The 20,690-nt window shown below is 62.9% G+C and carries 24 protein-coding genes and 2 tRNA genes; 22 read left to right on the forward strand and 4 right to left on the reverse strand.

Annotation, left to right across the window (positions count from 1 at the left end; translation table 11 throughout):
- The first annotated feature begins 70 nt into the window (after positions 1-70).
- Complete coding sequence (locus NO932_RS03815; RefSeq protein WP_309209742.1) at positions 71-1,771, forward strand: PQQ-binding-like beta-propeller repeat protein; 1,701 nt, start codon at positions 71-73, stop codon at positions 1,769-1,771.
- Positions 1,772-1,826: 55 nt separating this feature from the next.
- Positions 1,827-2,624: a hypothetical protein gene (locus NO932_RS03820; protein ID WP_309209743.1), complete on the forward strand. Its 798-nt coding sequence runs from the start codon at positions 1,827-1,829 to the stop codon at positions 2,622-2,624.
- On the opposite strand, the gene treZ is transcribed toward NO932_RS03820, so the two are convergent.
- A complete protein-coding gene (gene treZ, locus NO932_RS03825; protein WP_309209744.1) occupies positions 2,621-4,405 on the reverse strand; it encodes a malto-oligosyltrehalose trehalohydrolase in 1,785 nt (594 codons plus the stop codon). The genes NO932_RS03820 and treZ overlap by 4 nt on opposite strands.
- Before the next feature lie 151 nt (positions 4,406-4,556).
- Here treZ and NO932_RS03830 point away from each other — a divergent pair, with 151 nt between their 5' ends.
- A complete protein-coding gene (locus NO932_RS03830) occupies positions 4,557-4,739 on the forward strand; it encodes a hypothetical protein (RefSeq protein WP_309209745.1) in 183 nt (60 codons plus the stop codon).
- Between the two features lie 9 nt (positions 4,740-4,748).
- Positions 4,749-4,961: a hypothetical protein gene (locus NO932_RS03835; protein WP_309209746.1), complete on the forward strand. Its 213-nt coding sequence runs from the start codon at positions 4,749-4,751 to the stop codon at positions 4,959-4,961.
- A gap of 7 nt (positions 4,962-4,968) precedes the next feature.
- On the opposite strand, the gene NO932_RS03840 is transcribed toward NO932_RS03835, so the two are convergent.
- Entirely contained in the window at positions 4,969-5,556 is a 588-nt protein-coding gene (locus tag NO932_RS03840; protein ID WP_309209748.1) for a hypothetical protein, read from the reverse strand.
- An 85-nt stretch (positions 5,557-5,641) separates the two neighbouring features.
- Positions 5,642-5,716, reverse strand: a tRNA-Thr gene (locus NO932_RS03845).
- 416 nt (positions 5,717-6,132) lie between these two features.
- Between NO932_RS03845 and murA the strand changes: the two genes are divergently transcribed.
- From murA to NO932_RS03930, 17 genes are all read left to right on the forward strand, one after another.
- The gene (gene murA, locus NO932_RS03850) at positions 6,133-7,425 is read left to right on the forward strand and encodes a UDP-N-acetylglucosamine 1-carboxyvinyltransferase (RefSeq protein ID WP_309209749.1); all 1,293 of its coding nucleotides are present in this window, start codon (positions 6,133-6,135) and stop codon (positions 7,423-7,425) included.
- 319 nt (positions 7,426-7,744) lie between these two features.
- Positions 7,745-8,206 (forward strand): DUF2948 family protein, encoded by a 462-nt coding sequence (locus NO932_RS03855; protein ID WP_309209750.1) that lies wholly within the window; start codon positions 7,745-7,747, stop codon positions 8,204-8,206.
- A gap of 19 nt (positions 8,207-8,225) precedes the next feature.
- Positions 8,226-9,518 carry a histidinol dehydrogenase gene (gene hisD / locus NO932_RS03860; protein WP_309209752.1) on the forward strand — a complete coding sequence of 431 codons (1,293 nt, stop codon included), beginning with the start codon at positions 8,226-8,228 and terminating at the stop codon, positions 9,516-9,518.
- Entirely contained in the window at positions 9,518-10,477 is a 960-nt protein-coding gene (locus NO932_RS03865) for a UPF0262 family protein (RefSeq protein WP_309209753.1), read from the forward strand. The genes hisD and NO932_RS03865 overlap by 1 nt, the downstream gene beginning before the upstream one ends.
- A gap of 135 nt (positions 10,478-10,612) precedes the next feature.
- The gene (infA, locus tag NO932_RS03870; protein WP_014327290.1) at positions 10,613-10,831 is read left to right on the forward strand and encodes a translation initiation factor IF-1; all 219 of its coding nucleotides are present in this window, start codon (positions 10,613-10,615) and stop codon (positions 10,829-10,831) included.
- A gap of 9 nt (positions 10,832-10,840) precedes the next feature.
- The gene (locus NO932_RS03875; protein ID WP_309209754.1) at positions 10,841-11,482 is read left to right on the forward strand and encodes a Maf family nucleotide pyrophosphatase; all 642 of its coding nucleotides are present in this window, start codon (positions 10,841-10,843) and stop codon (positions 11,480-11,482) included.
- Position 11,483: 1 nt separating this feature from the next.
- A complete protein-coding gene (gene yacG, locus NO932_RS03880; protein ID WP_309209756.1) occupies positions 11,484-11,696 on the forward strand; it encodes a DNA gyrase inhibitor YacG in 213 nt (70 codons plus the stop codon).
- Between the two features lie 158 nt (positions 11,697-11,854).
- Positions 11,855-11,930, forward strand: a tRNA-Phe gene (locus NO932_RS03885).
- A gap of 88 nt (positions 11,931-12,018) precedes the next feature.
- Entirely contained in the window at positions 12,019-13,023 is a 1,005-nt protein-coding gene (locus NO932_RS03890) for a LysR family transcriptional regulator (protein ID WP_309209758.1), read from the forward strand.
- Positions 13,024-13,136: 113 nt separating this feature from the next.
- Complete coding sequence (pqqA, locus tag NO932_RS03895) at positions 13,137-13,217, forward strand: pyrroloquinoline quinone precursor peptide PqqA (RefSeq protein ID WP_041528725.1); 81 nt, start codon at positions 13,137-13,139, stop codon at positions 13,215-13,217.
- 27 nt (positions 13,218-13,244) lie between these two features.
- Positions 13,245-14,135 carry a pyrroloquinoline quinone biosynthesis protein PqqB gene (gene pqqB / locus NO932_RS03900; protein WP_309209760.1) on the forward strand — a complete coding sequence of 297 codons (891 nt, stop codon included), beginning with the start codon at positions 13,245-13,247 and terminating at the stop codon, positions 14,133-14,135.
- A complete protein-coding gene (pqqC, locus tag NO932_RS03905; protein WP_309209762.1) occupies positions 14,132-14,896 on the forward strand; it encodes a pyrroloquinoline-quinone synthase PqqC in 765 nt (254 codons plus the stop codon). Before pqqB ends, pqqC begins: the two co-directional genes overlap by 4 nt.
- Positions 14,896-15,210, forward strand: coding sequence for a pyrroloquinoline quinone biosynthesis peptide chaperone PqqD (gene pqqD, locus NO932_RS03910; protein WP_309209764.1), 315 nt, complete (start codon positions 14,896-14,898; stop codon positions 15,208-15,210). The genes pqqC and pqqD overlap by 1 nt, the downstream gene beginning before the upstream one ends.
- A gap of 3 nt (positions 15,211-15,213) precedes the next feature.
- The gene (pqqE, locus tag NO932_RS03915) at positions 15,214-16,428 is read left to right on the forward strand and encodes a pyrroloquinoline quinone biosynthesis protein PqqE (protein ID WP_309209766.1); all 1,215 of its coding nucleotides are present in this window, start codon (positions 15,214-15,216) and stop codon (positions 16,426-16,428) included.
- Positions 16,418-17,401, forward strand: a complete 984-nt coding sequence (gene pip / locus NO932_RS03920; protein ID WP_309209768.1) for a prolyl aminopeptidase — start codon at positions 16,418-16,420, stop codon at positions 17,399-17,401. Before pqqE ends, pip begins: the two co-directional genes overlap by 11 nt.
- 103 nt (positions 17,402-17,504) lie before the next feature.
- Positions 17,505-19,292: an SLC13 family permease gene (locus tag NO932_RS03925; protein WP_309209769.1), complete on the forward strand. Its 1,788-nt coding sequence runs from the start codon at positions 17,505-17,507 to the stop codon at positions 19,290-19,292.
- Positions 19,293-19,348: 56 nt separating this feature from the next.
- Entirely contained in the window at positions 19,349-19,846 is a 498-nt protein-coding gene (locus NO932_RS03930) for an MgtC/SapB family protein (protein WP_309162453.1), read from the forward strand.
- On the opposite strand, the gene NO932_RS03935 is transcribed toward NO932_RS03930, so the two are convergent.
- Positions 19,847-20,224: a response regulator gene (locus NO932_RS03935; RefSeq protein WP_309209770.1), complete on the reverse strand. Its 378-nt coding sequence runs from the start codon at positions 20,222-20,224 to the stop codon at positions 19,847-19,849. It abuts the gene before it with no gap.
- 225 nt (positions 20,225-20,449) lie between these two features.
- Between NO932_RS03935 and NO932_RS03940 the strand changes: the two genes are divergently transcribed.
- Positions 20,450-20,671 carry a hypothetical protein gene (locus NO932_RS03940; RefSeq protein WP_309209772.1) on the forward strand — a complete coding sequence of 74 codons (222 nt, stop codon included), beginning with the start codon at positions 20,450-20,452 and terminating at the stop codon, positions 20,669-20,671.
- Positions 20,672-20,690: the final 19 nt, after the last annotated feature.

Raw genomic sequence — 20,690 nt, forward strand, 5'->3', positions numbered from 1 at the left:
TTATCCCTGAATTTCCCCGATCTCCCGCAGTTCCGGTTTGGAATTGCACCGCTTAACGAGGAGGATGAGTATGAAGATCAACCTTTTGGGCGCGAGCCTGTTCGTGCTTGGCGCGCTGGCCGTCTCGGTTCCGGCAACGGCGCAGGTGACCGGTTTCCAGCCGGTAACCGACGAGGATATCCTGGATCCAGCCCCCGAGGACTGGATCCACTGGCGCAACACGCTCGATGGCTGGGGCTATTCCGAGCTCGACCAGATCACCACGGAAAATGTCGCAAATCTCGACTACGCCTGGGGCTGGGTCATGGAGCCGGGCAGCCAGGAAACCACTCCCATCGTGCATGACGGCGTCATGTATCTGGCCAACCCCGGTGCCATCGTTCAGGCGCTCGATGCCACGTCGGGGCAGATGCTGTGGGAATATCGCCGCGAGATGCCCGAGGGCTCGCGCCCCGGTGGGCTCAACCGTGGTCTCGCCATTTATGGCGACAAGATCTACGTGCCCACGCCCGACGCCGCGCTGGTTGCACTCAACGCCGAAACCGGCCAGGTCGAATGGGAGGCCCAGGTTGCGGACTACCAGAACCGCAAGACACTGACTGCCGCTCCGCTGGTTGCCGATGGCAAGGTGTTCGTCGGCTTCCAGGGTTGCAACGTCTTCAGTGAAGAAAAATGCGCCATGGTCGCCTTCGACGCCGAGACGGGCGAGGAACTCTGGCGCACCATCACCATCGAACGTCCCGGCGAAAGCGAAGACACCTGGGAAGGCATCCCCTTTGCCCTGCGTGGGGGCGGAGACATCTGGACCACGGCGAGTTACGACCCGGACGCGGATTTGATCTATATCGGTGTCTCACAGGCCAAGCCCTGGTCGCGTCTCAGCCGTGGCCATGACGGTGACGCGCTTTACACCACCTCCACCCTTGCGCTGAATCCCGACAGCGGCGAGATCGTCTGGCATCGCCAATACATTCCCGGCGAAACCAATGACATGGACGAGTCCTTCGAGCACATCCTGATCGATATCGCGGGCGAGCCTGCCTACGTCAATATGGGCAAGCTCGGCATTTTGTGGCGCGGTAACCGGGAAACCGGCGAACCCTTGCCCGCCTTCGACATCGGGCTGCAGGATCAGATCGACCTCAATGAGGATGGGACGTTCGCGGCCTATCGCGAGGGGGCGATCGGCGAGCTCAACGTGCCTCTGTCGAGCTGCCCGAGTGCGACGGGGTTCAGGAGCTGGCGCGCCATGGCCTTCAGCCCCGAGACCCGCGCGGTCTACGTGCCCATGGCCATCAATTGCGATGACGGCATCGTCTATACCGAAGTGGAAATGGTCGAAGGCGGTGGGGGTAATGGCCGTGGCGGCACCAACCGCGTCAACCATCCCGACGATCCGGACAATTCTGGCCGCATTCTGGCCATGAATGTCGATACCGGCGACATCATGTGGGAATTCCCGATGCGGACCACCGCCAATTCGGCCACGCTGGCAACGGCTGGCGGCGTGGTGTTCGGCGGCGACTGGGCGCGCAATTTCTACGCCTTCGACGCCGAAGACGGCGAAGTGCTGTGGGAAGTGACGCTGCCCCAGGCTGCCCAGGGCTACCCGATCACCTATGCGGTCGACGGCCGCCAATATGTGGCGATCCCCATCGGTGTGGGTGGCGCCACCTGGTCCACCAGCGTGCCCGAGGCGCTGGCGCCCGAGGTCCGTCGCCCCTCAGGCGGCAACATGATGATGGTCTTTGCTCTCCCCGAAGACGTCTGATCGACAGGGGCCGGATACGTCATCCGGCCCCTCACTCAATAAACGAGGCGGCGCGATGACCAGTTTTCAGTCGATGGTGCTTCGCGGTCTTTTGGCCATCGGGTTCTGCATTCCGGCCGGCGGTCATGCGGTCGCGCAAGTGCCGTTCGTGCCGCCGGAATTCTACAATTCCATTCGCCCCGATTTCGGCAATCGGCTGCCGCTTTGCATATTGCCCGAAAGCGCGACGGCGCCGCAGGATCGTGAGGCGGCCCACGAGATCGCGCAGATGCTGCTGCTCGAGCCCGAGATCGTCGAGATCGACGCCGACATGGGCATGCTCGACGAGCTGGGCATCTGGCCCGTCATATTCGAAGAGCTTGCCCAGTCCTGTCTCGGGGTCATGGGCGTCCAGATCATTCCGGGGGAGGTGACGCCCGACTGGATGACGCTATCGCGCCCCTATTTCGAAGCGCCTTACGTTCTCATCTCCACCGATCCGGACGTCGAGTCGCTGGCTGATCTGCCAGAAGGGGCGCGACTTGGCGTGCCGCTGTTTACCCCGATCGATGCCGAAGTGATGATGACTATCGAGTCCGGCGCCTTGGGTGGCGTGCGCCGGCTCCCCTATGACCGGCCCGGACTCATGGCCTCGCTGATGCGTGATGGCGAGCTTGATGCGGCGATCGTTTGGGCGCCACATCTGGAGCAACCTTCGCTGCAGCCGCTTGATTTTTTCAAAGGGCAGGGAAGTGTCGCGCCATTGCGTCAGGACACGCGAGCGGTCGCCGTGCTGATGCGCGAGCAGGACCAGATGCTGCGCGCCATGATCGATCAGGCGATCGGAGCGCTCGGGGTGGGCGCCGAACGTTAATCGTCGAGGGAAACGGCAACGCTCCACGGACCGAGGATCTGCGCTTGGACATTTCCTGTCGCCCAGATGCGGCGGCCCGCGTCGAAGCCATTCCCCTCGTGCGGGTCGGGCCCCAGATTGGCCAGTAGCCGAAGCTCGCTCCCATCGGCCAGGCGCCAGCGGGCGTCGATCGTCGTGTCGCCGATCCGCTCGGCCTTGCCGGCATGTCCACCGATGCCAACGAGCCTTGGGACGATTTCGCGGCGGCGGGTTTCGATCAGGCCGCGATAAAAATCCAGCCATTCGGCGTGCGGTTCTCGCGCAATCTCCGACCAGTCGAGGCAGGAACGCTCGAACGTCGATACGGCAAACGGATCGGGCGCCTGAGCGTCCATGTTCCAGGTGGCCAGGAACTCCTCGCGCGAACGGCGCACGGGATCGCGCAGATCCTCGCCAAGATCGGAGAAATAGAAGAACCGCGTGCTCGCCGCCCATTCCTCACCCATGAACAGCATGGGGATGGTGGGGCTTAGAAACACCAGCGTGGCCATGGCGCGCACCTGCTCGGGGGGCAGGAAGTGGGTGATGCGCGTGCCGTCGGGCCGGTTGCCGATCTGGTCGTGATTCTGCACGAAGGCGATAAATGCTGTGGGCGGGAGATGTCCGCTCGGCTCCCCCGGCTTCTTGCCTCCGCTCGCCTCGTCCTGCTGAAAGGCAAAACCTTCGCTCAGAGCCTTGGTCAGCATGTCGAACGGCTCGGTGATCTTTTCGTAAAAGCCGCCCTTTTCGCCGCTGACCGCGACATGGAGCGAATGGTGGATATCGTCGTCCCATTGGGCGTCATAGGGGGCTTCGGTCTGCGCCTTATCGAGCCAGCGTGCCTCGTTATGGCTGTTTTCGAGGATCAGGTGGACCTGGCGACCGTCTCCCAGACGTTCCTTGACCGTGGCGCTCAGCTCGGCCAGCAGATGGGTTTCGCTCTCATCGGGAATCTCATGGACGGCATCGAGGCGAAGCCCGTCGCAATGAAAGGTTTCCAGCCAATACAAGGCGTTTTCGATGATGAACCGGCGCACCGGGCCGCTGTTGTCGTCATCGAAATTGAGCGGCGTGCCGTATTCGCCCTCATGGCGGCGGGACAATAGCGGCATGAACCTGGGCATCAGGTTCCCCTCCGGCCCGAAGTGATTGTAGACCACGTCGAGATAGACCATCAGGGCGCGGGCGTGGGCGGCATCGACGAGTGCCTTGAAGTCGTCGGGCGTGCCATAGGCCGAATGGGGCGCATAGAGGCAGACGCCGTCATATCCCCATCCTCGATTTCCGGGAAAGGCATGAAGGGGCATGATTTCGACGGCAGTGACCCCCAGCGCAGCCAGGGCATCGAGCCTGTCGATGGCGGCGCGGAAGGTGCCTTCGGCCGTGAAGGTGCCGACATGGAGTTCATAAATGACGGCTTCCTCCCAGCGCCGGCCGGTCCATTCGCCGTCGGTCCAACCGAACTCGGGAGCGCATATCACGCTCGGGCTCAATACCCCGTGTGGCTGGAAGCGTGAAGCAGGATCGGAAACTTCGGTGCCGTCGGGGAGCACGAAGAGATAGCGCGTGCCGGCACCAACGCCCTCGACACGAATCTCGAACCAGCCCTCGGCATGGCGCTCCATGGCAATGAGGCGTTCGGGCTCATACAGCTTCAGCGTGACGGTTTCGACGAGCGAAGCCCACAGGCGAAACACCGTGCCGCGACCGTCGAGAACAGGGCCGAATGCGTATCGAATGCTGGTGGCGGAGCTGCCGTGCAATTTCGCTAACCTTGAGTGGCGGGTGTCCCGTGGCCTGCAAACATCCCTGAGGACAGCAGGTTGCGTCAACCAACGCAGGTTGACGATTTTGACTCGGGGAACAGGGCGCGCCGCCAGCGCATTGGCCAGGGACAATCGAAAGGATCTGACCATGGTCATACAGCCCGAACAGCCTAAGCCGCCCCTGGGCGAGCCTCCGCCTCCCGCGCCTCATCCCCGGCCGCCCCAGCCCGAAAAGCAGCCACCGCCGGTCGAGCCCGAAAACGACGTGCCGCCCACCCCGCCCGCGCCCGATCCGGACGTTCAGTTTCCCGATCCCCCTCTGGAACGATAGGAGCATGCCATGACGCGCCCGCCCATGGAGCCGCAGCCCGATATTGCCGATCCCTCGCGCAAGGGACCGGTTCCGCCCATGCGCAACCCCGCCGATCCTCCGCGTCCTACGCCTCCCGACTCGCCGGTGCCCGATCCCGACGATCCGACCGGCAACCCCGATCCCGGCCCGGAGCGTGCGCCAGGACAAACCCCGTTCCCGGATCACGAGCCCGATCGGTGATCGGGGACTATGCTGGCGTGCACTGGCTGGGCAGAATGGTCTCGAGCGCGCCTTCGGACGGCTCGAGGTTCCCTTCCATGATCGCCAGCGGCCGAAACGGCGGGGTGGCCTGGAGCACCGGCTGGGCCAGCTTGAGCGTATAGCAGCCCGCAAACGTCTCGCTTGCGCCATTCCGGTCGGTCGCTTCGATGGCGACGGGGATGGAGTAATAAACGGTTCCGGCGGCGCCCTCGGTGATCTCCGGCCCGACGAGAAGCTGGACGTTGTCGGTGTTCCGGTAGCCCTCTGCGAAGGCTTCGAAATCCTGGGCCAGGGCCTCCTCATCGAGTGCAGCGTCGTGGTCGAAATAGGACCAGGCGCGGAGATATTCGGACCGGTTGATGGCGTTATAGAGCGATTCAACGACCGCCGCCGCGGTCGAGCGGTCGTCGTAATAGGGATTTTCCGGCAGCGCCTCGCCTTCATCAAGCGTGCTTTCAGGGACGAGCGGATCCTGGGTCACCACCTCGGGCGCTTCCGGCAGGTCAGGCTCCTGCGCTGCAAGCGGAAGGACGACGAGGAAAGCGGTGAAAAGCGATGCGGGGAAAACGTGCATGAAAATCTCCTTTTCCCCCTAACGATCCGGCAGCCCGCTTGTTTCCTGCGAACTGAACGGCCACGAGCAACGAGGAGAAGGAGAATGGTGCTGCTGGACAGGATTGAACTGTCGGCCTCTCCCTTACCAAGGGAGTGCTCTACCACTGAGCTACAGCAGCGTTTGAGACGCCGGGGATCGACCCGCCGGCTGAATGCGGGCCGTTACTGCCACAGGCCATCTGTGGACGCAAGGGCAAAAAACTGTCAGTACAACACTGAAATTCGAGGCGTTCCAGGTCGAGCCCATGCCCAGTCAGGATCGTGATCAAAGATTGGCCGCAAAGCTGCGGGAAAATCTCCGTCGCCGCAAAGCCCAGGCCAAGGCGCGCACGGCGCCCAAACCGGAGTCGACATCGCAAGGAGAAGGGGACAGCAAGGGCGAACCGTCGGGCGGCAAATCCTCGGCCTGATCCGTTCCTTCCGCGCTTTCGCGCCTTTCTTGCAGCCTATTGCCGGCTGCGCTACCACACATCAACTGTAACGCGTCGCCCCATGCGTGGCGATTCGCGACCGACCCTGTCCAAGGAGTAGCCTTATGGACCGCATCCGCATCGTGGGTGGCAACCAGCTCAACGGCGAGATTCCGATTTCCGGCGCCAAGAACGCGGCGCTGCCGCTGATGATCGCCTCGCTCCTCACCGACGAACCGCTGGTCCTCGTCAACGTGCCGCGCCTGGCCGACGTCAAGCAGCTCGAGCGGATTTTGGAAAACCACGGCGTCGATATCGCCGTTCACGGCCGCCGGCGCGGCGACACGGATATGGGCGGGCAGCGGATCACCTTCACCGCGTCCGACATCGTCGATACCACCGCGCCTTACGAGCTGGTTTCGACAATGCGCGCCAGCTTCTGGGTCATCGGTCCGCTTCTGGCGCGTGAGGGCAATGCCCGCGTTTCGCTGCCGGGCGGCTGCGCCATCGGCACCCGGCCGGTTGATTTCTACCTCGACGGCTTGCGCCAGCTTGGCGCCGAGATCGATATCGACGGCGGTTATGTCGTGGCCCGCGCGCCCGGCGGACGGCTCAAGGGCGCCTCGGTTCGTTTCCCCAAGGTTTCGGTCGGCGCCACCCATGTGGTGATGATGGCCGCGACCCTGGCCGAAGGCACGACGATCATCGAGAATGCGGCGCGTGAGCCCGAAGTGGGCAATCTCGCCGAATGCCTGGTTGCCATGGGCGCGAAGATTTCCGGCATCGGCACCGAGCGGCTGGTGATCGAGGGCGTCGAAAAGCTCGGCGGTGCGATCCATGAAGTGCTGCCCGACCGGATCGAGACAGGCACCTACGCCATGGCGACCGCGATGACCGGTGGCGAGGTGTTCCTGCGCAATGCACGTCCGGAACTGCTTCAGGCAGCGCTCGATACGCTGGCCCAGGCCGGAACGAAAGTGACGCGTGAAGAGGGCGGGCTGCGCGTCTATCGCAATGGCAACGGCATTCTGCCGGTGGACGTCGAAACCGAACCCTTCCCCGGCTTTCCCACCGACCTGCAGGCCCAGTTCATGGCGCTGATGACCCGATCCGAGGGCACTTCGGCCATCAAGGAAACCATCTTCGAAAACCGCTTCATGCATGTGGCCGAACTGGCCCGTTTCGGAGCAAAGATCGCCGTCGACGGGCAGGTGGCTACCGTCACCGGCGTGCCCGAACTCAAGGGCGCCCAGGTTATGGCGACCGATCTGCGGGCTTCCGTGTCGCTGGTCATTGCAGGGCTGGCGGCACGGGGGGAGACGGTGGTCAACCGCATCTATCATCTCGATCGCGGATTCGAGCGGCTCGAGGACAAGCTGTCCCGCTGCGGAGCGCAGATCGAGCGGATCGCGGGTTAGGGCCTGCACTCATAATATTCGCGCTCACGACGCTGCCGGATTTGGTCAGCCCGGCAGGAAAGACGTGCCGGCCGTGTCTGGACACGGGCAAGCGGCTTGACGCACCGGATGGGCAAATCCGGCGCGCTCCTTCGGGGTGGGACGAAAATGGCCAACTGGTGCGTCAGAGAGCTTGCACGTATTCGATACGCGCTGCGCTCTCTTCCTGCCATTTGGCCATTTTCGTCTCCATCGTGAGTGCGAATATTATGAGTGCAGGCCCTGGCCATGTGTCAGAATATGCTTGCACTTTGGAGCCATAGTGCCCAGATGTGCAAGCATGACTGACGCAATCGCACACAAGGCTCCCATGACCGATCTCAAGCTCCTGGCGCTCGACAGCGAAGATCTCGAGATCGTTTCGGCTCACCTTCAGGATGCCGTCGTCCGGGTGGGCGACATGGGGTATTCCAAGTCCGACAAGCGCTTCGTTCTGCTCATGAACCGTTATGCCTGGGAAGCGGGCGACGCTCGCGGCAGGGGCCAGCGCAAGCGGGCGGGGCTGCATTTCGATCATGTCACGGTGGCCCATGCGGAGGGGTTCGACCTCAAGTCCAAGGAGGGCGTGCTCGAACTGCTCGCGGTGACGTTCGAGCCCAAGGATGCGCCCAGCGGCGAGGTCTTGCTTACCTTTGCCGGCGGTGGCAGGGTGCGGCTCGAAGTCGAGTGTCTCGAAGCGCGTCTTCGCGATCTCGGCGGGGTATGGGCGGCCAAGGCCCAGCCCAAGCACGACGTCGACTGACCGGGACGCGATCGGTTACATGCCTACCATTCTTTCGAGCGCCGAAGCCGGCTTTACCGAGGCTTTTGAGACTCTACTCGCCTCCAAGCGCGAAGCCTCGGTCGAGGTCGGCGACACGGTGGCTGCGATCATCTCCGATGTGCGCCAGCGCGGTGATGCCGCGCTGATCGAATTGACCCGCAAGTTCGACGCGCTCGAATTGACGCCGGAAACCATGCGGTTCTCTCAGGCTGAAATCGACGCTGCCTACCAGGCCGTCGCGCCGGAAATCCGCGATGCGCTGGTTCTGGCTCATCGGCGCATCACTGCGCATCATGAAAAGCAAAAGCCGGCCGATCACACCTATACAGACGATATCGGGGTGACGTTGGGCAGCCGCTGGACGGCTGTCGAGGCGGCGGGGCTATATGTGCCCGGCGGCTTGGCCTCCTATCCATCCTCGGTCCTGATGAACGCCATCCCCGCCAAGGTGGCCGGGGTCGAGCGGCTGGCGATCGTGGTGCCCACGCCTCGAGGCGAGGTCAATCCCGCCATTCTGGCGGCGGCCAAGATCGCTGGGGTCGATGAGATCTATCGGGTGGGCGGCGCCCAGGCCATTGCGGCGCTGGCGTTCGGCACCGAAACGATCGCGCCGGTCGCCAAGATCACCGGGCCGGGCAATGCCTATGTCGCTGCCGCCAAGCGGCAGGTGTTCGGCACCGTGGGCATCGACATGATCGCCGGTCCGTCCGAAGTGCTGATCATCGCCGACGCTTCGGCCAATCCCGCATGGGTCGCGGCCGACCTTTTGGCGCAGGCCGAGCACGGGGCAGGAGCCCAGTCGATCCTTTTGACCACCGATCCCGGCCTGGGAGAGGCCGTCGCTGCCGAGGTGGAACGCCAGCTCGATACCCTGCGCGCTCCCGACAATGCCCGCGCCGGTTGGGACGAGTTCGGCGCCATCATCACCGTTTCGAGCCTCGAGGACGCCATTCCGCTCGCCAATCGCATAGCGTCGGAACATGTGGAACTGGCGCTCGACGATCCCGAGCCGCTGATCGGGAAAATCCGCAATGCGGGTGCGATCTTTGTCGGCCACCACACGCCCGAGGCCGTTGGCGATTATGTCGGCGGCTCCAATCACGTTTTGCCAACGGCCCGCTCGGCGCGGTTCGCGTCCGGGCTCGGCGTGCTCGACTTCATGAAGCGCACCTCGATACTGGGTTGCACGCCCGCTGCGCTCGCCGAACTTGCCGATGCCACGGTCACCCTGGCGGAAACCGAGGGGTTACAAGCCCATGGCCGGTCGGTTTCGATAAGGCTCAATACCTGATGGACAAGCGGCCCTTCGATCCGCAAAAGGACAGGATCGTCACGGTCACGCTCGACCCCAACACCATCACTTCGGTTGATCCGGACGAGGTCCATGAATGGCGCGTCGCGAGCTACGATCTGGTGGATTCCAACCGGTTCTATCCGGCGCGCGTTACCGCGCAGGGGCCATACGCGCTGCACCTGTCGATCGTGGGCAACCACATCGTGCTCGACGTGCGGCACCCTGAAACCTTCTCGCCGATTGCCGCGCACTACCTATCGCTGACCCCGTTCCGCAGCCTCATCCGGGATTATTTTCGCATTCGCGAAAGCTATTACGAGGCCATCCGCTCGGCCTCGACCTTCCAGATCGAGGCCGTGGACATGGGCCGGCGCGGGCTGCACAACCAGGCGGCCGAACTGCTGATCGAGCGGCTCGACAACAAGCTGGTGATGGATCTGGAAACCGCTCGGCGGCTGTTCACCCTCATCTGCGCCGTTCAGCCCTATGCTGCGCGTATTCCCGAGCAGGACAGCCAACTGCCCACAGTCCTTTTCGTCTGCTCGATGAATTCGGTGCGCTCGCCCATCGCCGCAGCTTTGGCCCGCAAGCATTTCCCCGGCCGGCTTATCGCGCGTTCGGCGGGCGTGCGTTCGGGTAAGGCCGATCATTTCGTCCATCAGGTGATGGAGGAGATCGGGGTGGATATGTCGGTCCATACGCCTCACACCATGGACGAATTGATGGCATCGCATTTCGATGTCGTCGTCACCCTGGCCGAGGACGCCCGAAAGGCCGTGGCCGAACGCGGGCTGGAGGCCGAGGTCACCGAACATTGGCAAGTTGCCGATCCGTCCGAAGTCGAAGGCACGCGCGAGGTGGCGCTTGCCGCTTACCGCGATTTGCGCGATGACCTCGACAAGCGGCTGCGCTCCGCCCTCGAACCGCTGCTGGAAAGAGCAGACAGGTCTGGCTGAAGCGGGGACTTTCAATTATCGGCGTTTGCGTTTAGTTTGCGCGCCAAATCGCGCCCCGAAGCGGCTGGAGCCGGTTCCTCGCAAAGGAACGGGCCGGCACCGCAAGAATGCCCCGGGGCATCATCAGGAGAAAGAATGGCAAAGGAAGAAGTGCTCGAATTCCCGGGCGTGGTCACTGAATTGCTCCCCAACGCGACCTTTCGCGTCAAGCTCGAGAACGATCACGAGATCATCGCCCACACCGCGGGCCGCATGCGCAAGAACCGCATCCGCGTTCTGGCGGGGGACAAGGTGCTCGTCGAAATGACGCCCTATGACCTCACCAAGGGCCGCATCACCTATCGTTTCAAATAGAGCAGCGCCTTGTCCAGCAGACGCCCCGAACTGATCCTTGCTTCGGCCTCGCCGCGTCGGCTCGCGCTCTTGAACCAGATCGGCATCGAACCCGATCACCTGATTCCCGCCCATGTGGATGAAACGCCCGAAAAGGGTGAGCTGCCGCGCCGTCTGGCTCAGCGGCTGGCTCACGCCAAGGCCGTGGAAGTCCGCAAGAAAGCGCGCCAGGCCGGGTTGGCGTCCGATGCGCTGATCCTTGCCGCCGATACGGTGGTCGCCGTTGGACGACGCATCCTGCCAAAGGCCGAAACCATGGACGAGGCGGCAGGCTGCCTGCGGCTGCTTTCGGGCCGTGCGCATCGCGTATTCACCGGTCTTTGCGTGATTTCGGCCGCCGGCCAGGCACGCGAGCGGCTTGTCGATACGCGCATCCGCTTCAAGCGGCTTTCCAACAAGGAAATCGAAGCCTACCTGGCGAGCGGCGAATGGAGCGGCAAGGCGGGCGGTTATGCCATCCAGGGCATTGCCGGAGCTTTTGCCGTCAAGATGAGCGGTTCGTACTCCGCCGTCGTCGGCCTTCCGCTGTTCGAAACCGCCGCGCTTCTGACCGGCGAGGGATACCCGGTCCAGTTCAACTGGCTCAATCCGGCGTCGCTTCCGGGGGTCTGAGATGGCCAACACCAACGTCACCCGCCTGCGGACGCCTAAGCCGTGCCCGATCTGCGGAAAACCCTCGGTCCAGCAATTCCATCCCTTCTGCTCGGCGCGCTGCGCCGATGTCGATCTCAACCGCTGGCTCAAGGGCAACTATGTCATTCCCGGCGGCCGGAGCGACGACGACGCCGACAAAAGCGCGCGGATCGACAGTGAGGACGAGGAGTAAGCGCCTGTCAGAGCGGCTGTTTTCCTGACCTGGCATTGCATTGACGACAAAATCGTCGCGAAGGTGGAAAATTCGTCGCGAGGTGCTGGACAGCCCCGACGGGACTGCCTATAACCCGGCCACCAACGACGGGGCCGCAGCGCCCCTGGAACAGGCAAGCCCGGGTAGCTCAGTTGGTAGAGCAGCGGATTGAAAATCCGCGTGTCGGTGGTTCGATTCCGCCCCCGGGCACCACCACTCCTTCCCATGCCGACCATTTAATCTTGAATGTGCCTGCCCGATCGGCAACACATGGGGATTGCCCTTGCTTCGCGTCCTCACAATGAACAAGCTCTCCACAAGCCTGCATACCGAAATCTCACTGCATCAGCTCCGGATCTTCACCGCCGTCGCGCATGCGGCGACGCTGACCGAGGCGGCAAAGCAGCTCGGGATTGCCCAACCATCGCTCTCGCAACAGCTTTCGCGCCTGGAAACCTTGGTCGGCACCCGGCTTTTCAATCGCCGTCCGGGTGAGATGGAGCTGACCGAAGCGGGGCTATACCTGCTGCCCAAGGCCGAGCATGTATTGCGCGGCATGCGCGACCTCGAGGATGGGCTGATGCAGTATACGACGGGCCGTCGCATGACGATCCGGCTTGCCGGCATCACCTCGGTGCTGCGCATCCTGTTGCCCGGCGCGCTGAAACGGGTGCGCGAGATTTTTCCCGAGATCGATTTCGACATCCAGGACAGGGCGCCCGCCGATATCCTCGAACTGCTCTATGAGCGGCGCATCGCGCTGGGATTGCTGGCGGAAAATTCCATGGTCGCTTCGGGTGCCGGGTTTTCCCAGGTTCCGCTTTTGACAGATGCGCATGTGCTTGCCGTTCCCGATACGCTCGATCTCTCCGGCGTTATCGATCCCCGGCGCCAGCTCAGCGCCGATCAATACGCTACGCTCAACCAGTCGATCCAATTCTCGTTTGGCACCCAGCATACCAAGCGGGTGCGAAACTGGTATGAGCGGCTGTTTCCCGATCATGCGGTGGTCGCCCAATGCCGCAGCTTCGAGGTGGCCACCGAATTGGTGCGCGCCGGGGCAGGGGTGTGCCTGGTGCCCACCCTTGCCGTGCTCCATGGCACCCAGACGCTTAAGGGTGTGCGCCTTTATCGAGTCAATGCCACGGCGCGCCGGATCGTCGCCCTGATCCCTTCGCAATATCAGCGGGTCGAACCCTACAAGAGTTTCATCGAGGCGCTTGAGAAGACGGCGCGCGAGGTTGCATTGCCGGAAACCCTTGGCGTTCCGCCCTTCCTCGATATCGGCCCCCAGGCCCAGTTCTAGACGAGGCGGTTCCATAGCTTTGGACCTATGGGCTCCATAGATTGCGGGCGGGCCCTTCTCTTCGCAGCATGGCCGGCACGGCAATATCGCCGTGTTCTATGAGGAGAAAAGCTATGGCCTGGAACAAGCCCAAGCTCACCGAAATCCCGGTTTCGATGGAAATCAACATGTACGCTTGCGCCAAGCGCAAGTAATCCATTCGCCTGCCGCGGTATCTTCCTATGATCAAGATCATCATACTCGGAGCCGCGGCAGGCGGCGGAGTCCCGCAATGGAATTGCGGCTGCGCCAATTGCCGTGACGCCCGCGAAGGGCGTCCGGAACTGAAGGCGAATCAGGCTTCGGCTGCGATCAGCGCCGATGGCGAGCACTGGTTCCTCGTCAACGCTTCTCCCGATTTGCGCCAGCAGATCGCCAACACGCCCGCGTTGCATCCGCGCGCCGGCGAGCTGCGGCACTCCCCGATCGCTGGGGTCATTCTCACCAATGGCGAGATCGATGCGATCACCGGATTGCTGACCCTGCGCGAAGGTTCGCCCTTTACGCTTTACGCACACTCTCGGGTGCATTCGATCCTTGCCGCCAATTCGATTTTCAACGCCCTCAAGCCCGGCATCGTGACGCGGGAGACGCTGACCTTGGGCGAAAGCTTCAGCCCGGCCGCGGGTCTCGACATCCTGCCCTTCGCCGCGCCCGGCAAGACCGCGCTCTTTCTCGAGGACGAGGAAGAAAGCGATCCGGGCGATACGATCGGACTCAAGATCACCGATCTCTCGACTGGACGGAGCGTGGTGTTCCTGCCGGCCTGCGCTCAGCTTACCGATGATGTGCTTGACCTCACTGACGGCACGGACGCCGTGTTCTTCGACGGCACGCTCTGGCGCGACGACGAATTGCTAGCGCAGGGACTGGGCAAGAAGACCGGGCAGCGCATGGGGCATATGTCCATGCAGGACGTCATCCCAACGCTTGCCGACATGCGGATCGGCCAGAAATTCTTCTTTCACATCAACAACTCGAACCCCGCCTGGCGAACCGATTCGGAAGAGCGGAAAAAGATCGAGGCGGCGGGATGGACCATTCCCGCCGAAGGGATGGAGATTACCCTATGAACGCCATGTCGGCCCTCACAATTGCCCCCGACACTCCCTTGAATACGGCCGAAGAGCTCGAAGCCCAGCTCCGCCATATCGGCGCTACGCGCTACCACAGCCTTCATCCCTTCCATCGCCTGCTGCATGGGGGCAAGCTCGACAAGGGGCAGGTGCAAGCCTGGGCGCTCAACCGCTATTATTACCAGAGCACCATCCCCATTAAGGATGCGGTGGTGATCTCGCGCTTCCGCGATCGCGCTACGCGCATCGAGTGGCGGCACCGCATTTCCGACCATGACGGCGACATCGGCAGCGAGGGCGGCATCGAACGCTGGCTCCAGCTGACCACCGGTCTCGGGTTCGATCCCGACTATGTGGAATCGACCGAAGGCATCCTGCCCGCTACCCGCTTTGCTGTGGAAGCCTATGTGCATTTCGTGCGTGACCGTTCCCCGCTCGAAGCGATTGCTTCCTCATTGACCGAACTCTTTGCGCCCAATCTGCATCAGGAGCGCATCGCCGGGATGCTCGAGCATTATGACTTCATCGATCCGACGGTGATGACCTATTTCACCCGCCGGCTCGAACAGGCACCGCGCGATGCCGGCTTCGCGCTCGATTATGTCAAGGAGCACGCCAGGACGCCCGAGGAGCGACGGCTGGTCTGCAATGCGTTGATCTTCAAGACCAACGTGCTCTGGGTGCAGCTCGACGCGCTTTATCATGCCTATGTCGACGGGCACGTCCCGCCCGGCGCGTTCGTTCCGGAAAAGCCGTGATGGAAGGCGCGCCCGCAGCACGCCGCCGCATGGCGGTTTCGCTCGAAAGCGTCCCCAAGCTGGCGCGGGGCGTCAAATTGCGGTTCGACGAAACGCGCGGACGCTGGGTGCTGCTGGTGCCCGAACGGGTGCTGGCCCCCGACGAGATCGCCGTCGAAGTGCTCCAGCTTTGCGATGGTGACCGCAGCGTTTCGGACATGGTGGACGTGCTCGCCGCCAAATATGCGGCGCCTGCCGAAGAGATCGGCAGCGACGTGATCGACATGCTTCAGGACCTGGCCGATTCCGGGTTCCTGATCGAAGCAAGGAGATAAGAGATGAGCCCGACCCTGGATCGCAACAGCCCCGTGCTGGAAGAAGAACGTCTCGATGGCGTGGCACTCCTCGAAGGCGATGGTAGATCGGTCGCCCAGCAATATGGCATACCGCTCGCCGTGCTGCTCGAACTCACCCACAGATGTCCGCTCCAGTGCCCCTATTGCTCCAATCCGGTGGAAATGGAGCGGGCGCGCAACGAGTTGACGACCGAGGAGTGGAAGCGCGTACTGGACGAGCTGGCCGAAATCGGCGTGCTGCAAGTGCATTTTTCCGGCGGCGAGCCGACCGCGCGCAAGGACATCGTCGAACTCATCCAGCACGCGACGGACCTCAATCTCTATTCCAACCTCATCACCTCGGCGGTGCTGCTTTCCAAGGAAAAGCTCACCGAAATCGCCGATGCGGGGCTGTCCCACATCCAGATCAGTTTCCAGGGCAGCGATGCCGCCAAGGCCGACAGGGTCGGAGGGTTCAAGAACGGGCATGTGAAAAAGCGTGAGGTGGCCCAATGGGCGCGCGAGCTCGACCTGCCGCTGACGGTCAACGCCGTCATGCACCGGCAAAATCTCGACCAGCTCGAAGACATCATCGCCATGGCCGTCGAAATGGACGCCGACCGCATCGAGGTCGCCAACGTCCAGTATTACGGCTGGGCGCTGAAAAATCGCGCGGCGCTGATGCCGACCATCGAACAGCTCGACCGGGCGACCGAAATCGTCGAGGACGCCCGCGTGCGGCTCAAGGGCATTCTCGATATCGATTTCGTCATTCCCGACTACTACGCCGAGCGGCCCAAGAAGTGCATGGGGGGCTGGGGGCGGCAGTTCTTCAACATCACGCCTTCGGGCAAGGTGCTGCCCTGCCACGCGGCGGAATCGATCACCGATCTTGATTTCATGTCGGTGCGCTCGAACCATTCCATCGCCTGGATCTGGCACAATTCCGAAGCCTTCAACCGCTATCGCGGCACGGGCTGGATGCCTGAACCCTGCCAGAGCTGCGCCTTCAAGGAGATCGATTTCGGCGGTTGCCGCTGCCAGGCCTTCGCGCTGACGGGCAGCGCCAGCAACACCGATCCGGCCTGCGGCTTTTCTCCGCTGCACGAAAAGATCTTCAAGACAGCACAGACCGAATCCGAAACCGGCTCGACGCGGTTCATCTACCGCAACTTCTCGGGCGGCACTCTGGAGGCGGAGCCGGGCGATGCCTCCTGAGGGCGCGGCCTCGGGCGATCTCTTTTCCCCTTTGACCACGCAGATGCTGCCGGTGGGGGAGGGGCATAGGCTCTATGTCGAAACCGTCGGGCGCGACGATGGGCTACCGGCGGTCTATCTCCACGGCGGACCAGGCAGCGGCTGCCAGCCCGGTCATCGACAGCTCTTCGATCCGCGGTGGTTCCGGGCGGTGCTGTTCGATCAGCGCGGGGCAGGGCGCAGTACGCCGCGCCGTTCGCGCAAGGATAACACCACCGCTCACCTTGTCGCCGATATGGAGACGATCCGCGCTGCGCTCGGCATCGAGCGTTGGCTTGTGGTTGGCGGTTCGTGGGGCGCGACACTGGCGCTGGCTTACGCCCAGGCGCATCCCGAGCGGGTGAGCGGCATCGTGCTGCGCGCCACGTTCCTGGGCACCCGCCGCGAACTGGAAACCGCGTTCGGCACGACCCTCTCCACGTTCTATCCGCGGCTCTACCAGGATTTCCTCGACCTGCTCGACCCGGCCGAACGCACCGCCCCGCTCGAAGCGTACTGGCGTCGCATTCTCGATCCCGATCCGGCAATCCACCTGCCGGCTGTCTGGGGTTGGTACGATGTCGAGCGCACGCTTTCCCAGGTCAACCCGCCCGCCGATCGTCTCGATCTTGAAAAGCGGCTGCAGGGCAATGATCCGTTGCCCGCCTCCCCCTTCATGGAAGCGCATTATTTTTCCAACGATTGCTTCTTGGCCCCCGATCAATTGATGACCAATGCCGGCCGACTGGCGGGCATTCCTGGCCGCATTATCCAGGGGCGCTACGATCTGCTCTGCCCGCCGGCGACGGCCTACGCCCTCGCCGAGCGCTGGACGGAAGCCAAAATCATCCCCGTGCCCTCGGCCGGCCACGGTCAGACAGAGCCCGGCGTGGAACGGGCCATGCGCGACGCCATAGCCGAATTGGCGCGGTCCATCCTTCCAATGAACGCCTAGCGGCTCTTCCTTTCGGTGCAAAAAGTTTGCTGCGGCGCCGCGTGCCCATTTTCATTGCCGTCCCGCATCAATAATATACCGGCGCACTGAGCGGAGGGCGAACTTGATCGCAACCCTGGTCGAGCCTTATGGCGCGCTGATCGTTAGCGTCGTCATCGTGGCCCTCTTTGTCGCGTTTGCCCGTGAGTGGCGGACGCCGGAAGTCAGCGCGGGCATCGCCCTATCCGTTCTTTTGCTGCTTCGGCTTGTTTCGGTTGAGGACGTGCTCGGCGTTCTCTCCAATTCCGCGCCGGCCACGATCGCCAGCATGTTCGTGATTTCGGCGGCACTGGTGCGTACCGGAGCTTTGGAGGCGTTCGCCCTGCTGTTCAGGAGCGGCGCGAGAAGCCATCCGCTCCGCACCATGGCAATGTTTCTGGTTGCCATCGCGGCCATGTCGGCCTTCATGAACAACACCCCATTGGTGATGCTCATGATCCCGGTGGCCTTTACCCTGTCGCGGGAAATGGAAACATCGCCCTCGCGCCTGCTGATCCCCGTGTCGTTCTCGGCCATACTCGGAGGCACCTGCTCGCTGATCGGAACCTCCACCAACATTCTGGTCGACAGCGTGGCCCAGGAAAACGGCATGGCGCCGTTCCACATCTTCGAAATCGCCCCGCTGGGCGCGGCGCTTGCCGCCGCCGGCATCGTGACCATGCTGCTCTTGCGCAATCTGTTGCCCGAACGGACTACCGTCTCGGCAGTCTCCCATTCGGAATCGAGCAAGAAATTCGTTCTTGAAGCCGTGATCGAGGACAACTCGCCCCATGTCGGCAGGAAGGCCCGCGATGTCGCTGCCTTCAACCGTCCCGACCGCCAGCTTATCGACGTTCTGCGCGCCAATTTCTCGCTGCGCCGCCACATGCATGATGTGGTGCTCCAACCCGGCGACGTCGTCGTGCTGCGCACCTCGATCGCCGAACTTCTCTCCATGAAGGAAGAAGGCAATCTGACGGTGCCCGAGACCGAGCACATGCAATCGCTGGGCACGCGCTCTTCTGCCATCGTTGAAGTGCTTGTGGGGCCGACCGCCGGTATTTTGAACAAGACGCTGCGCCATCTTCGGCTGCGCCGACGCTATGGCATCTATCCCCTGGCGCTTCACAGGCGCGGTGCCAATCTTGCCGAACGGTTCGAAACGTCGCCCATAGAAGTGGGCGACACACTTCTGATCGAAGGCGCGCCTGAAGACCTGCGGCGGCTGGTGGAAGACTATGATCTGGTCAATGTCGCCGAGCCCAGCGAGCGCGGGTTCCGCCGCTCCAAGGCTCCGATTGCCATCGGCGTGCTCATTGCGGTCGTCGTGGGCGCGGCGCTGGGGTTGATGCCGATCGCAGGGCTCGCCATCATCGGCGCGGCAACCGTGCTCGTCACCCGATGCGTGGAGGCCGAGGAAGCTGTGCAAGCCGTCGATTGGCGCACGCTGGGCCTGATCGTCGCCATGCTGGGGATCGGCGTGGCCATGGAGAATGTCGACCTGGTTGGAGAGATCGTTCGTGCCATCGCGCCCTATCTGGCGATCTTTTCTCCTCTCTTTGCTCTGGGCGTCATCTATCTGCTGTCCTCGGCGCTCACAGAAGTCGTGACCAACAACGCCGTCGCCGTCATCGTGACGCCGGTGGCCATTGGTCTCGCCAGTGGCCTGGGTGTCGATCCGCGCCCCTTCGTGGTTGCCGTGATGTTTGCGGCCAGCGCCAGTTTTCTCACCCCCATCGGCTATCAGACCAACACGCTGGTCTATGGCGCGGGCGGCTACAAATTCTTCGATTTCCTTCGCATCGGCGGCGTGCTGAACCTCGTGAGCTTTGCGATTGCCATGGTGCTCATCCCCGTCTTCTGGCCGCTCTAGAAAGGAACCGCGCGCGCTCGCTCGGCGTTTAGACGCAATCGACAAAGGGCAGTTGGATGGAAGACTTTCTAGCGCTTGGCGGCAATCCCACCCATGAGTCTTTCGGCGTCATTGCAGTCAGGCTATTGGTCGCCGCCATATTGGGGGCGCTGATTGGCCTGGAACGCGAAATCAAGAACCACCCCGCGGGCCTTCGAACCCACATGCTTGTTTCGACCGCGGCGGCTGCCTTTACGGTCATGACCTTCGAGATCTACCACGAAATGGTCGATCTGAGCGCCGATGCCATCGCCCGACTCGATCCCATCCGCGTCATCGAGGCGGTGACGGCCGGCGTTGCGTTTCTGGCCGCCGGCGCGATCATCCGATCGGGCAGGGGCGATATCAAGGGGCTCACCACCGGGGCCGCGATGTGGATGGCCGGTGCCATCGGGGTGGCGGCGGGTGCCGGCTTCTTCTCGGTCGCCGCGCTGGCCACCGTGCTCGTCCTGGTCATCACCATTTTGCTCGGCCAGTTCGAGAAGCGTTTCCTCGATGACCGCAGGGAAGATTGATCAGGCGGCGAGCGCCATCATCCGCGCGAGCGTGTCGATCAGCCGCTGCGGCGTCACCGGTTTGACGCAAACCGGTATTTCGGCAAATTCCGTGCGCAGCACTTCGCGTTCGGGCTGGCCGGTATAGAAGAGGAACGGCACGCCGCGCTTGCGCAGCAGGCTTGCGGCGGGAAATACTTCCTCTCCATTGAGATCGATGTCGAGCATCGCCAGGTCGAGACCGGGCATTCCCGCATGGTCGAGCGCCTGCCGCAGCGACGTGCACGGGCCGATCACCTCGGCGCCGGCGTTCGTCAACGTGTCGGCGATGTCCAGGGCAATAAGGAATTCATCCTCGACAAGGAGTATCCTCTTGCCCTCGAGAAGGCGGTCGGTCACCTCGGCTCCCCCAAGCCGTCGTAAAGCAGGGGCGATTATGGCGCGGCCACCTTGCGTGAGGGTTAAGAAGCGCTTGAGATAAATTTATTCAAATGCCAGGCATGTTCTTGGCAGGAACTTCACCACGCTTCGTTACTATTGTGCGCAATGAGGGAACGGCGCTGGTCCGACTCGGCTGCGCTTTCTAACTCATGGGGGCACGCCGAAACGAAACGGAGAAGCCCGATGCCATCCGCATATTTACTGGCCAAGGATCACATCGAGCAGGCGCGCGCCATGTTGGCCAACGAGGTGTGGTTCGACCCGGAAATGGACCACCTCTTTGATGTCGCCCTTGCCCGGCTCAATGCGCTCGATGCCAAGATCTATGACGACAACGTCACGCCCCTTCCGCGGCGGCGGGGGCCCCGCCGGCGCGCTCGCATGATGCCTTGGCTTGATCCGTGAAAGCAGGGAACCAGACGAC

Source organism: Pelagibacterium sp. 26DY04 (assembly GCF_031202305.1).
Classification (GTDB): domain Bacteria; phylum Pseudomonadota; class Alphaproteobacteria; order Rhizobiales; family Devosiaceae; genus Pelagibacterium.